Below are 13,410 nucleotides of genomic sequence, written 5' to 3'. Positions count from 1 at the left end.
GGACAGGCCCGCTGGACCAGCCGCTGGAAGACCGCACTGAACGCCTTCGACATCACCTTCGACGGCCGCCTCTCCACAGCCCGCCACTAACCAACCACCCCCGTTACACCGCTCGATTGACAGACTCGGCCGGTGGCGAAAACGGCCCGGGGGCCGATGGACGTGGTGTCCATCGGCCCCCGGGTGTGGCGTCCGTTGGGGATCAGCGGGTGCGCCAGGCGTCGATGATGGTTTGTTCGGTGGTGTTGCCGTTGGTGTCGGTGAGGTGGGCGCGCAGGGAGACGGAGCCTCCGGCGGCGGGGTTGTGGACGGTGAAGGAGCGGTTGTCCTTCTTGTCGGTCGCCTTGCCGGTGACCTTGGCGGTCTTCCAGGTGTTTCCGCCGTCGAGGGAGACCTCGATGCGCAGGGTCTCGGTGTTCTTGCCGGCGGCGGCGCCGACGACGGTCAGCGGGACCTTGATCTTCTTCCCGGCCTTGGCGGTGCTGTCCAGGGCGAGGTCGGGTTGGTAGCGCACCGCGGAGATCGGCAGCTGTGTCTCCTCGCCCTCCGGCGGGGTGGCCGAGCGGAAGGTGTGGGCGGTCTCCACCCGGGAACTCACCACGCCGTACGGGGTCTCGGCGCGGCTGAGCGTGGTCTCCAGGCGGTAGTCGGCCGCCTCGGCGGGCACCTCCAGGACGGTGTGATCGACCTGCTCCTCCTCGTCGATCAGCACCTCGCCGTTCCGGTACAGGGTGGTGCGGGCGGAGTCGATGGTGGTGGAGCCGTGGTGGCCCCGGCCGTCGGCCAGCGGTACGAGTTCCCCGATGATGAGGTCACCGTCCCGTACGAAGCCCCCGGCGTCCGGGTTGGGTCCGAAGACGCCCACCTGAATCGTCTCGCTGTGCTTGCTCCCGGCGGGACGCGACCGGTACGGGGTGGTGTAGGAGGACCGGTCGTCCTCCTCGTCCCACTCCCAGAGCTCCTGCATCCACCTCTCCGCGTCGCCGGCGACGTTCACCTCGACGGTGGTCGGCAGTTCGAGGGGGCGGCCAAAGCCTCCCTCGGAGCCCTCGGGCATGGTGAACAGGGTCGCCGTCCGATCCGCGCTCAGGGCCGGGGACCCGAGGTGGGTGGTGATGCGGGCGAAGTCCCGGCGCTCGAAGTGTCGGTTCAGATCGGTGGGCAGGCGGCCCTCCTCGCTCAGGAAGATCTGGTACTCGACGTCCTCGGACGGACGGCTCCAGTGGGCCGCCAGCGTGCCGGTGGCCTCGACGCCGTCACCGACCTCGCCGGTCTGGCCGAGCCGGACCGTGAAGTCGTTCATCGGAAGGTACGCGCCCCACGAGAGCGAGTCCTCCCACGGCTCACCGTCCTCGTCCCGCTGGATCCGCAACTCCAGCGCGGCTTCGAAGAGCTCCCCCTCCGCACGGCGGTCGTACACCGAGAGGTTCACCGGCGGGAGGCCGGCGGCCGAGTGCGTCAGCACGCTCCCCTCGGTCTCCGGGTTCATCTTCCACGCCGGGTGCAGCAGCCAGGAGAGCTCCGGGGGCCCTCCGTCGGTCACCGGCTCCCAGTTCTCGTCGTACTCGGGGAACAGCATGGTGTCCACCAGCCAGTCGCCCCCGTACACCCGGCCGATCCCGACACTGCCGTCGGCGCTCTCCGGGTCCGGGAGAAGGAACTCCACCTCGTAGGTGAACGGATCGAACGCGACCGTGTCCCACAGGTCGGTGGGCTCCCCGTCGGAGGACCGGTGGTCCACCCGCAGCTCGTACATGCGCGGCTCGCGGTACAGCATGCCGGCGGTCCGCACCTCCTGTCCGTCGCCGGTGGCGGTGACGAACAGGCTGTACACACCGGTGACATCCCCACCGGGGCGGGGGTCGGCGGTCACCTCGACGGTGGTGGTGCCGCCGGCCGGGACGGTGATGGTCTCCTCGGAGAGCGAGAACATCCCCTCCGGCGCCGGTCCGTTTTCCGGACCGATCGCCTCGGTCGTCAGCGCCAGGGTGATGTCCTCTTCGCCGAGGTTGCGGTAGACCATCTCCCGGGTGATCGGGTCCGCTTCCTCGTGGGGCCAGGTCGCCGTGCCGAAGCTCACCGACCCGGACTCGACGATCACGTCGATGGCCAGGGCCCGCTCGATGTCGATCCGCCCGCTGCCCTGCCGGTGGGCGGGGGTGTCGGCCAGGCCGACGGCGGAGCCCATCAGTACCGCCTTGATCTGTTCGGCGGTCAGTTCGGGTCGTGCCTGCGCCAACAGGGCGGCGGCGCCGGCGACGTGCGGGGAGGCCATCGAGGTGCCGGAGAGAGCGATGTAGCCCTCCTCCACGGGCTCGACCCACTCCTCCAGCAGGCTGCCCTGCGCGGCGGCGGCGGCGATGTCCACGCCGGGCGCGGTCACGTCCGGCTTGAGCGCGCCGTCCCGCAGGCGGGGGCCGGAGGAGGAGAAGTCGGCGACGGTGTCGTCACGGTCCACCGCGCCCACGGTGAGCGCGGCGTCGGCGCTGCCGGGGGTGTTCATCCTCCCCCGCCCCGTGCCGTCGTTGCCGGCGGCGATCACGAAGAGGCTGTCACTCTCGGCGGAGAGACGGTTGACGGCCTCCTCCATCGGGTCGATCGTCATGTCCGTGTAGTCGCCGAGGCTCATGTTGATGATGTCGGCGCCCTGCTCGACCGCCCACTCCATGCCCTCGATGATCTCGGAGTCGAAGCCGTAACCGTCGTCGTCGAGCACCTTGACGTCGAGGATGTCGGCGCCGGGGGCGACCCCGGTGAAGCGCCCCTCGGACTTGGCGCCGGTGCCGGCGGCGATGGAGGCCACATGGGTGCCGTGGCCGAACAGGTCGCCGATGTCCGGGGCCTCGGTGAAGTTGACCTGCTTGATGACGCGGTCGGCGAGGTCCGGGTGGGTGGCGTCCACGCCGGTGTCCAGGACGGCGATGGTGACGCCCTCGCCGTCCAGCCCCAGCTCGCGGGCGGCCGGGACACCGATCCGGTCGGTGCTGTGGTCCAGCAGGGTCTGCCGCACGCCGTCCAGCGTCACGGCACGCACGCCGGGGGCCAGCTCCGCCCCCACGGTCTCGTCGTTCCCGGTCTCGACGGTCAGGGCCTCCCACACGGGAGGAACGGTCTCATCGGTGAGGGTGAGGGCCTCGGCGTCGATGGTGTCGAGTTCGGTGCGCGCGTCGGCGTCCACCTCGGCGTGCAGGGCCTCGCGGGCCCCGGCGCCGTCCTCCTCGTAGAGGACGATGACCGGCAGGCCGTCGATTTCCTGGTACTCGGGTCGGGTCAGTTCGGCGGTGTCGAACAGGCGCCGGTCCAGGGTGCCGTCGGCGACGGCACCCACGACGTCGTGCGGCAGGACCAGGGTGCCGTTCTCGCCGGGCAGCATGCGGATCGGAATGTGCTTGCGGCCCTCGGCGGGAATCAGACCGGTGGCCCGCCCGTCGGGGCCGACCACGACACGGTCACCGGTGATCAGGGTGACGATCCGGGAGGTTCCCGCCGAGGCGGTGTCCCCGGCCGGTGGCACCGGGCCGGTCGGCCCGTCGGACGGTGCGGCGAAGGCCGGGCCGCCGAGCATCGTGCCGGCCAGGGCGGCGGCGAGGAGGGCGGCGGCGGAACGCGCCGGGCCCAATCGGCGGCGCCCGGGACGGGTCGGCCGCGGTATCGGATGCGGGTCGTGTGAGGTGTGCGAATCGGGCAACGTTCCCCCTTGTGACACGGGACCGGTTGGTCCCGGGCGGGAGGAAGCCCCATGCGTCCCCCCACGCCTGATCGAAAACCTACGCAGCGGAACGGGGCATTCAGCAGGGGACCCCTGCGGGCGTTCGGTGGGGGAAAAGTGCGCCCTTGGTGAAGTTGATTTATTTCGAGGCGTGTTGATTTGGTTGTTGTCCGGAAACAATCGGTCGGGGATCGGAGAGGTCAATACCTCTCCGATCCCCGACCGTTGACGTCGCGTCGGAACGCCTACTAGCGGGTGCGCCAGGCGTCGATGATGGTTTGTTCGGTGGTGTTGCCGTTGGTGTCGGTGAGGTGGGCGCGCAGGGAGACGGAGCCTCCGGCGGCGGGGTTGTGGACGGTGAAGGAGCGGTTGTCCTTCTTGTCGGTCGCCTTGCCGGTGACCTTGGCGGTCTTCCAGGTGTTTCCGCCGTCGAGGGAGACCTCGATGCGCAGGGTCTCGGTGTTCTTGCCGGCGGCGGCGCCGACGACGGTCAGCGGGACCTTGATCTTCTTCCCGGCCTTGGCGGTGCTGTCCAGGGCGAGGTCGGGTTGGTAGCGCACCGCGGAGATCGGCAGCTGTGTCTCCTCGCCCTCCGGCGGGGTGGCCGAGCGGAAGGTGTGCGCGGTCTCCACCCGGGTGGAGATCGGGGCGGCGGTGTCGGTGCGGTCCGTCACCGTCTCCAGGCGGTAGTCACCCTCCCCGGCGGGCACGTCGGGGGTCGCGAAGTCGGGCGCCTCGGGTACCCGGGACACCTCCTCGCCGTCCCGGTACAGCACCGTCTCGCCAGTGGCGTCGTAGGCCACTCCCCGGTGGCCCGCTCCATCCGTGAGGGGCCACAGCGCTACCCGGATCGTGTCCTCGGTCCGAACGAAGCCGATGTCCTCCGGCGCCGGGCCGAAGACCCCGACGTTGAAGGTTTCCGTCCGCGAGGAGCCGGGCCGCAGATCCGGGTACGTCGCGACGTGGAGGCTTTCGAAGTCCCATGAAGTGGGCGACCACTGTATCGCCGATTGGTACCAGATGAGGTCGTCGGGTCGGATGTACACATCCACCTCGGCCGGGGAGTCGTAGAAGCTGTCGTAGGAGATCAAGGGCATTTCCCGGGGTGACGTGTGCAGCGACACCTCTCGCCCGGGCGCCCAGATCCCCACCCGGGTCGTGATGCGGGCCAGGTCCCGAGCCGTGGTGTGCTGGGTCACTCCGCTGGGCAGGCCCTCCGGGTCCACGGTTGCGGCGTGGTAGCGCCGGGTTCCATCGGGTGTCTCCCACGTGGCCATCGCGCCACCGACCACCTCGAACTCCGCCGGGTAGTTGCCGATCTGGGCGGTGCGGAGTGAGATTCCGTCGGGCAGTACCAAGCTTCTCTCGACCCAAAACTCCTCGGACTCCACCTCGAACCCGATGTTCAGCCCTTGGTGCTCGGCCCGGCGATCGTGCAGGGTCATCCGCACCGGCCGGGCTTCGGCCGAGGAGTGGGTCAATCGGATGTCCTCGAACTTCTCGCCCACCTCGAGCCAGGGGTGCAGCATCCAGGTGAGTTCGTTCTCTTCGGTCTGCCAGATTCGGGTGTCGATCGTCCAGTTTCCCTCGGTCAGGCGGAGTCTGCCCACGTGCGACCCCTCGTCCGGGTCGGGTTCGAAGAAACGCTCCTCCCCGGTGATCGGGTTGAACGCCTTCGTCGTCCAGTTCTCGGTGGGTTCGCCGGCCCGGTCCAGGTGTTCGACCCGCACCGTGGACATCCGGAGTTCCATGTAGAGGCTGCCGGCGGTGCGGACCTCGCGTTCCCCGTCGGTGGCGATCACAGCGGTGCCGTACACGCCCGCGCCCTCCTCGCCGAGCCCGGGGTCGGCGGTGACCTCGACGCTCGCCGTGCCGCCGGCGGGTACGGTCACCTCATCGGCCGCGAGGGCGAACATGCCCTCCGGGGCCGGTGAGCCGTCGGGGGTCAGGGCATCGAGGGAGAGTCGCAGGGTGATGTCCTCGGTGCCGAGGTTGCGGTAGGTCAGCTCGCGGGTGATCGGGTCGGTCTCCCCGCTTCCCCAGGGGATCAGACCGAAACCCAGGGAGACGGGTTCGGCGATGACGTCGGCGGCCAGGGCGCGGGGGATGTCGATGCGTCCGGTGCCCTGTCGGTGGACGGGGGTGTCGGCCAGGCCGACGGCGGAGCCGACCAGCACGGCCTTGAGTTCCTCCGGGGTCAGTTCGGGGCGGGCCTGCGCCAACAGGGCGGCGGCGCCGGCGACGTGCGGGGAGGCCATCGAGGTGCCGCCCATGGCGACGTATCCGCCGGTACCGGCGGCCGCGGCCGTGATCTCCACGCCGGGGGCGGTGAGGTCCGGCTTCGGGAGGCCGTCCCGGAAGCGGGGGCCGGAGGAGGAGAAATCGGCAACGGTGTCGTCCCAATCCAGCGCGCCGACGGTGAGCGCCGCCTCGGCCGTGGCGGGGGCGCGCAGGGACGCGGTGAACGGACCCTCGTTGCCGGCGGCGATGACGAACAGGGTGTCGCTCTGCGCCGAGAGCCGCTCCAGAGCCTCCTCCACGGAGTGCACCGCGTCCGTCACGAAGTAGCCGAGGCTCATGTTGACGATGTCGGCGTTCTGCTCGACGGCCCACTCCATGCCGGCGATGACCCCGGACTCCAGGCCGCTGCCCCAGTCGTTGAGCACTTTGACGTCGAGGATGTCGGCGCCGGGGGCGACCCCGGTGTACAGCCCGTCGGAGGCGGCGCCGGTGCCCGCGACGGTGGAGCCGACATGCGTACCGTGGCCGGCCACGTCACCGATCTCCGGGGCGTCGGAGAAGTTGACCTGCTTCACGACGCGGTCGGCGAGGTCGGGGTGGGTGGCGTCGATGCCGGTGTCCAGGATCGCGACGGTGACGCCCTCGCCGTCCAAACCGAGTTCCCGGGCGGCCGGGGCCCCGATCCGGGCCGGGCTGCTGTTGAGGGTCGCCTCCACGACACCGTCCAATACGAGGGCGCGCACCCCCGGCGCCAGGGAGGCCCCGTCGAGGAGGGGCGTCTTGCTCCGGGCGGTGGTGTCGGCCTCGACGGTCAGCGCCTCCCAGGCCGGGGCCGTCTCCTCCTCGGCGAGGGTCAGTGCCTCGGCGTCGATGCTGTCCAGTTCGACCGGTGCGTCGGTGTCCACCTCGGCGTGCAGGGCCTCGCGGGCCTCCGCGCCGCCCTCGCCGTCCTCCTCGTAGAGGACGATGACGGGCAGGCCGTCGATTTCCTCGTACTCGGGACGGGTCAGTTCGGCGGTGTCGAACAGGCGCCGGTCCAGGGTGCCGTCGGCGATCGCGTCGGTGACGTCGTGCGGCAGGACCAGGGTGCCGTCCCCGCCCTGCAGGACGTGGACCGGGATGTCCTCCCGGCCCTCGGCGGGGAGGATGCCGGCGACGGAGCCGTCCGGGTTCAGCCGGACGCGGTCCCCGGTGATCAAGGTGAGGGTGCGGGGTGCCGGTGATTCACCGGCGAAGGTGCCGTTCCCGGTCGGGCCGGCGGGGCCCGCCGGCCCGTCGGGCGGTGCGGCGGAGGCCGGGCCCCCGAGTAACGTGCCGGTCAGGGCGCCGGCGAGCGCGGCGGCCAGGAGACCGGATCGGATGGCGCGGGAGCGGCGACGCCCCGGCGTGGGTGGGGTCGGTATCGGGTGCGGATGGTGCTCGGCGTGCGGACGATGCGCGTCGGGCAACGGATTCTTCCCCTCGTGAGGCGGGACCGGACGGTCCCGAAGCGGGGGGAAGCCCCGTGCGTCCCCCCACGCGTGATCAGAAAACTACGCAGCGGAACGGAGCATTCAGTAGGGGGTCGGGAAGGGCTTTTGATGGAGAAGAGGTGAAGGTTCGATGAAAGGCTAGGTGGGCGAGAGGTGAGAAAGCGCTTGCTCAGGGCGAGGGGGCGCCCGGAAAAGGGCTCAGCGGGAGCCCGGGGCCAACAGGGTGCCGAGCACCATCGCGACGGCGATCACCCACCCGGCCCGGCGCGGCATCGCGCGAACCGCCCCCGCCTCGTTTTCCGCCGGGGGCTCGCGCAGGTCGGACCAGAGCATGGTTCCGATGCTGCCCGGTCGGCCGACGCGCGACCTGAGTACGGCTACTCGGATTCCGGTCGCACCGGTGCGATTCGACCCGGAGCCGGCCGGACCGGGGCCCTCTCCCCGACCCGGCCGGCCCCGGCGGCGGCTCAGGCCGGCCAGAAACTGGTGCGCCAGGCGTCCGGGCCCGGCGCCGGCAGCCGGGTCGGCACCGTGCGGGCGGGGTCGGACCACGGGGTGGGGCGCCCCGCCCCCTCGCCGTCACCGGCGGCGGCGGAGGCGGCGGCCCTGGCCCGCACCACGGCCAGCGCGGCGGCCAGTTCCTCGGGAGTGGGGTTGCCTCGCACGACACGGATCACGGCGCACCTCCGGCACTCGCGGAACGGACGGGACGGCCCCCGGCGGAGGACACCGCCGGGGCCGTCGGGGTCGGCGGAACGGTCGACATCCCTCTCACAGCGGGATGTTCCCGTGCTTCTTCGGCGGCAGTTGCTCCCGCTTGGCGTGCAGGGTCCGCAGCCCGCGCACGATGTGGCGCCGGGTTTCCGAGGGCATCACCACGGCGTCCACGTACCCGCGCTCGGCGGCCACGTACGGGTTGAGGAGGGTGTCCTCGTACTCGGCTGTGAGGCGCGCCCGCAGCTCCTCGCGCTCGGTGTCGTCCTCGACCGCCGCCAGGGTGCGCCGGTGCAGGATGTTCACCGCGCCCTGCGCGCCCATGACCGCGACCTGCGCGGTGGGCCAGGCCAGGTTGAGATCCGCCCCCAGGTGCTTGGAGCCCATGACGTCGTAGGCGCCGCCGAAGGCCTTGCGGGTGATCACCGTGATCAGCGGCACGGTGGCCTCGGCGTAGGCGTAGATCAGCTTGGCGCCGCGCCGGATGATGCCGCCGTACTCCTGGTCGGTGCCGGGGAGGAAGCCGGGGACGTCCACGAAGGTGAGCACCGGGACGTTGAAGGCGTCGCAGGTTCGCACGAAGCGGGCGGCCTTCTCCGAGGCGTCGATGTCCAGGCAGCCGGCGAACTGCATCGGCTGGTTGGCGACCACGCCCACCGGCCGGCCCTCCACCCGGCCGAAGCCGGTGACGATGTTGGGCGCGAACATCGCCTGGGTCTCCAGGAACTCCTCGTCGTCCAGGATCAGTTCGATGACCCGGTGCATGTCGTAGGGCTGGTTCGCGGAGTCCGGGATGATGGTGTCCAGCTCGCGGTCGGCCTCGGACACCTCCAGGTCGGCCTCCTCGGGGAAGGCGGGCGCCTCGGAGAGGTTGTTCGAAGGCAGGTGCGAGAGCAGCGCCTTCACCCAGTCGATGGCGTCCTTCTCGTCGCCCGCCATGTAGTGCGCCACGCCGGAGGTGGTGTTGTGGGTGCGGGCACCGCCCAGCTCCTCGAAGCCCACGTCCTCCCCGGTGACCGTCTTGATCACGTCCGGTCCGGTGATGAACATGTGCGAGGTCTGGTCGACCATCACGGTGAAGTCGGTGATCGCGGGGGAGTAGACCGCGCCACCCGCGCAGGGCCCCATGATCAGCGAGATCTGCGGCACCACCCCGGAGGCGTGGACGTTGCGCCGGAAGATCTCGGCGAACAGGCCGAGCGCCGCCACACCCTCCTGGATCCGGGCCCCGCCACCGTCGTTGATGCCGATGACCGGACAACCGGTCTTCAGCGCGAAGTCCATCACCTTGACGATCTTCTCGCCGTACACCTCGCCCAGCGAACCGCCGAAGACCGTGAAGTCCTGCGAGTAGACACACACGGGGCGGCCGTCCACCGTCCCGTAACCGGTCACCACGCCGTCCCCGTACGGGCGATTGCGCTCGATCCCGAAGTTGGTCGACCGATGGCGGGCGAATTCGTCCAGCTCGGTGAACGAACCCTTGTCCAGCAGCAGCTCCACCCGCTCCCGCGCGGTCAGCTTCCCCTTGGCGTGCTGCTTCTCGACCGCCCGCGTGGAACCCGCCTGCGCGGCCTCCTCCGTCCGTCGCCGGAAGTCGGCGATCTTGCCCGCGGTCGTGTGGATATCGGGCCGGATTTCCTGTTCGGACACGGGCTGCGGCTCCTACTCGTCCTCGGGTGGCTACCGATCCGTAGGTTATCGGCGCGGGAGCCCTCCGACAGTGCGGCGTTGGACACACCGGGCGGGGACGAACGGACCCCATTCGATCCCTCCTACCCTCTTGACCATGACACCATCCGCAGCCGGGCGCTGGACCGACCTCGACCGCCCACCGCTGAACGCCGGCGCGCTGCGCCGCGCGCTCACCGCCCCCACCGGCCCCTGGGCCGCACTGGAGGTCCTGGAGAGCACCGGCTCCACCAACGCCGACCTCGCCGAGCGCGCCCGCGCCGGCACCGCCGTGCCCGGAACCGTCCTGATCGCCGAGGAGCAGACCGGCGGACGCGGCCGGCTCGGCCGCAGCTGGAACGCCCCGGCCCGTTCCGGTCTCTTCCTCTCCGTCCTGCTCTCCCCCCGGGTACCCGGCGAGCGCTGGGGCTGGCTCCCGCTGCTCGCCGGGGTCGCCGCCGCCGAGGCGCTGGCCCGCACGGGGGGCATCGACACCGCCCTGAAGTGGCCCAACGACCTGCTGATCACCGTGGAGGGCGGGGAGCGCAAGGTCGGCGGCATCCTCGCCGAGCGTGTCCCCACACCCTCCGGGGAGCCCATGGCCGTACTCGGCATCGGCATCAACGTCAGCCTGCGCGCCGACGAGCTGCCGGTGCCCGGCGCGGGATCCCTCGTCCTGGCCGGTGCCCCCGGCACCGATCGGGACCCGCTGCTGCGCGCCGTGCTGCGAAACCTCGCCGACCGTCTCCGCCGTTGGGAGGAGGCCGGCGGCGATCCGGTGACCGGCGGGATCAGCGGTGCCTACACGGCCGGCTGCGCCACCCTCGACCGCGAGGTGCGGGCCGAGCTGCCGGGAGGTGAGGAGGTGATCGGGCGCGCCATCGCGCTGGACGGGGACGGCCGGCTGGTCATCCGCACCGGTGACGGCGTTCGGCGGGCCGTCTCCGCCGCCGATGTGGTCCACCTGCGCGCCCGCCCGACGGGAACGGGGCACGGGTGAGCGGCCCCCGCGTGACGCACCGCACATCTGCCGTAGGGTGGTGCGGTGACGCCGCGCGCAGGGCGCGGCGGATCGGAACGGCAGGGGCAGTGCACAGCGGAGCGACCTCCACCCGGATCCCGGTCCGGCCGGCGCGGACGACGGGCCGCGATCGTGGCTGATCCGGAGTTCCCCGAGGGGGCGGAGACCGCGTCCGGGCCCGCCGAACCGCCGTCCCCCGGAACCGCCGCCGAACCGGCCCCGGACGCCGGGGCCGCCGCCCCGGAGAGCGGGGCCGGCCCGGAACCGGACACCGGTGGCGAGGAGGGCGACGACACCATCGCCCTGCGCCTGGAGCAACTGATCATCGGCTCCGAACGGCAGTACACCCCTTACCAGGCGGCCCGTACCGCCGACGTGCCGATGGACCTGGCCGCCCGCTTCTGGCGCGCCATGGGCTTCCCCGACGTCGGCCAGGCCAAGGCGCTCACCGAGGCCGACGTGCTGGCGCTGCGCCGACTCGCCGGCCTGGTCGAGGCGGGACTGCTCAGCGAGTCGATGGCGGTGCAGGTCGCCCGGTCCACCGGCCAGACCACGGCCCGGCTGGCGGACTGGCAGATCGACTCCTTCCTGGAAGGGCTGACCGAGCCGCCGGAGCCCGGCATGACCCGTTCCGAGGTGGCCTATCCGCTGGTCGAGCTGTTGCTGCCGGAGCTGGAGGAGTTCCTGGTCTACGTCTGGCGCCGCCAGTTGGCCGCCGCCACCGGCCGGGTGCTCCAGGCCCAGGACGACGCGGAGATGGTGGACCGCCGGCTCGCCGTCGCCTTCGCCGACCTGGTCGGTTTCACCCGGCTGACCCGTCGGTTGGAGGAGGAGGAACTCGGCGAACTGGTCGAGAACTTCGAGACCACCGCCGCCGATCTGGTCGCCGCCCGGGGCGGCCGGTTGATCAAGACCCTGGGCGACGAGGTGCTCTACGCCGCGGACGACCCGGCGATCGCCGCCGACATCGGTCTGGAGTTGGTGGAGACCCTGGCGGAGGACCCGAAGATCCCGCAGATCCGGGTCGGGATCGCCTTCGGCACCGTCACCACCCGCATGGGTGACGTCTTCGGCAACACCGTCAACCTGGCCAGCCGGTTGACCTCGATAGCGCCCAAGGACGCCGTTCTGGTGGACGAGGCGATGCGCGAGGAGTTGACGGCCGTCGGCGCGGCGCCGCACTCGGAGAAGGAGGCGGACGAGCGGGCCGCCGGGGTCGCCCCGTACCGGTTCGGGCTGCGCCCGCTGTACCGGCGGCCGGTGCGCGGCCTGGGCGTGATCGAGCCCTGGATCCTCTCCCGTCGCTCCTGAGTCTCCCATCTCCCGGGGACTCCCGGGTTCTTCCGGGGTCTCCCGGGTTCTCCACCCGGGCCCCTCCGCGGCCGGCCGGATGTCGTGCGATGATGCCCGGGTTCGGTGAGCGATCGTTAACCGGAGGCGGATGTGACGGACGGGACGAACACCACGCGCGGGGACGCGACGGGCGGCGGGGCGCCCGTCGACGGTGCGAACGGCGGGGGAGGCGGGACCGGACCCGCGCCCGTCCGGCACGGGGAGTGGCTGGAGATCCGCCGCCACGGGGCGGTGGCCGAACTGGTGCTGGACCGCCGCGCCGCCATGAACGCCGTCTCCACCGCCTTCGCCCGGGACATCGCCGCCGCCTGCGCCGCGCTGGCCGCCGACCGCTCGGTGTCGGCGACCGTGCTGTCCTCCTCCCACGACCGGGCCTTCTGCGTCGGCGCGGACCTCAAGGAACGCAACTCCCTGAGCGACGCCGAGCTGTCCCGGCAGCGGCCGATCGCCCGTGCCGCCTACACCGGCGTGCTGGAGCTGCCGATGCCCACGATCGCGGCCGTCCACGGCTGGGCGTTGGGCGGCGGGTGCGAGCTGGCGCTCTCCTGCGACCTGATCGTCGCCGACGACACCGCCGTGCTCGGTCTGCCCGAGGTCTCCGTCGGCGTGATCCCCGGTGGCGGTGGCACCCAGTTGCTGCCGCGCCGGGTGGGCGCCGCCCGTGCCGCCGAGCTGATCTTCACCGCCCGCCGGGTGGAGGCGGAGGAGGCCCGCGAACTGGGGCTGGTGGACCTGCGGGTGCCCGCCGGCCGCGCCCGCGCCGAGGCGCTGGAGCTGGCCGGCCGGATCGCCGCCCACTCCCCGGTCGGCCTGCGCGCCGCCAAGCGGGCCCTGCGCACCGGCTGGGGCACCGATCTGCGCGCCGGTCTGGAGATCGAGGACGCGGCGTGGCGGACGGTGGCCTTCTCCGGGGATCGCGCCGAGGGCGTGGCGGCCTTCAACGAGAAGCGTCCGCCCCGCTGGCCGGGGGAATGACCCGGGACGAGAGCGGCCCCCGGTGGTCGGGGAGACCGACCACCGGGGCGCACAGGGCGCGCGCGGGGGCACGGGGGAAGCGCGAAAGCGCCCTCTCGGCCATAACCTTGCGGCATGAACGAGGACCGTCGGCTGCGGGCCGTCACGCGGTTGGCGGAGGAACTGGCCGGAAGCACGGGGCTACCCGACGCCGCCCGACTGGTGGCCGAACACGCGCGTGAGGCACTGGCGGCGGACTCCGTCGCCGGCCCCCA

8 protein-coding genes are annotated in these 13,410 nt (G+C 71.9%); 3 read left to right on the top strand and 5 right to left on the bottom strand.

The window, feature by feature from the left end:
* Positions 1 to 202 precede the first annotated feature (202 nt).
* From FNQ90_RS03170 to FNQ90_RS03155, 5 genes are all read right to left on the bottom strand, one after another.
* Positions 203 to 3,619, bottom strand: coding sequence for a S8 family serine peptidase (locus FNQ90_RS03170; protein WP_182604857.1), 3,417 nt, complete (start codon positions 3,617 to 3,619; stop codon positions 203 to 205).
* A 338-nt stretch (positions 3,620 to 3,957) separates the two neighbouring features.
* Entirely contained in the window at positions 3,958 to 7,398 is a 3,441-nt protein-coding gene (locus FNQ90_RS03165) for a S8 family serine peptidase (RefSeq protein WP_182604856.1), read from the bottom strand.
* 222 nt (positions 7,399 to 7,620) lie between these two features.
* Positions 7,621 to 7,755, bottom strand: coding sequence for a morphogenic membrane protein MmpB (gene mmpB / locus FNQ90_RS28015; protein ID WP_267133009.1), 135 nt, complete (start codon positions 7,753 to 7,755; stop codon positions 7,621 to 7,623).
* 134 nt (positions 7,756 to 7,889) lie between these two features.
* On the bottom strand, positions 7,890 to 8,099 hold the full coding sequence (locus tag FNQ90_RS03160) for an acyl-CoA carboxylase epsilon subunit (RefSeq protein ID WP_182604855.1): 210 nt from the start codon (positions 8,097 to 8,099) through the stop codon (positions 7,890 to 7,892).
* Between the two features lie 94 nt (positions 8,100 to 8,193).
* Positions 8,194 to 9,789 carry an acyl-CoA carboxylase subunit beta gene (locus tag FNQ90_RS03155; protein ID WP_182604854.1) on the bottom strand — a complete coding sequence of 532 codons (1,596 nt, stop codon included), beginning with the start codon at positions 9,787 to 9,789 and terminating at the stop codon, positions 8,194 to 8,196.
* A 136-nt stretch (positions 9,790 to 9,925) separates the two neighbouring features.
* On the opposite strand from FNQ90_RS03155, the gene FNQ90_RS03150 reads away from it, so the two are divergent.
* From FNQ90_RS03150 to FNQ90_RS03140, 3 genes are all read left to right on the top strand, one after another.
* On the top strand, positions 9,926 to 10,807 hold the full coding sequence (locus tag FNQ90_RS03150) for a biotin--[acetyl-CoA-carboxylase] ligase (protein WP_182604853.1): 882 nt from the start codon (positions 9,926 to 9,928) through the stop codon (positions 10,805 to 10,807).
* Between the two features lie 153 nt (positions 10,808 to 10,960).
* Positions 10,961 to 12,139 (top strand): adenylate/guanylate cyclase domain-containing protein, encoded by a 1,179-nt coding sequence (locus FNQ90_RS03145; protein WP_182604852.1) that lies wholly within the window; start codon positions 10,961 to 10,963, stop codon positions 12,137 to 12,139.
* Positions 12,140 to 12,271: 132 nt separating this feature from the next.
* Positions 12,272 to 13,156 (top strand): enoyl-CoA hydratase/isomerase family protein, encoded by an 885-nt coding sequence (locus FNQ90_RS03140; protein WP_143620713.1) that lies wholly within the window; start codon positions 12,272 to 12,274, stop codon positions 13,154 to 13,156.
* Positions 13,157 to 13,410 lie beyond the last annotated feature (254 nt).

The sequence above is a fragment of the Streptomyces alkaliphilus genome, assembly GCF_014141535.1.
Classification (GTDB): Bacteria; Actinomycetota; Actinomycetes; order Streptomycetales; family Streptomycetaceae; genus Streptomyces; species Streptomyces alkaliphilus.
Note: the sequence above shows the minus strand (reverse complement) of the source record. Positions and strands in the feature narration are given on the sequence as shown.

Excerpts from the sequence above, each read along its gene's own strand:
- mmpB (WP_267133009.1), bottom strand. The coding sequence starts at position 7,755 with ATGCTCTGGTCCGACCTGCGCGAGCCCCCGGCGGAAAACGAGGCGGGG.
- FNQ90_RS03150 (WP_182604853.1), top strand. The coding sequence starts at position 9,926 with ATGACACCATCCGCAGCCGGGCGCTGGACCGACCTCGACCGCCCACCG.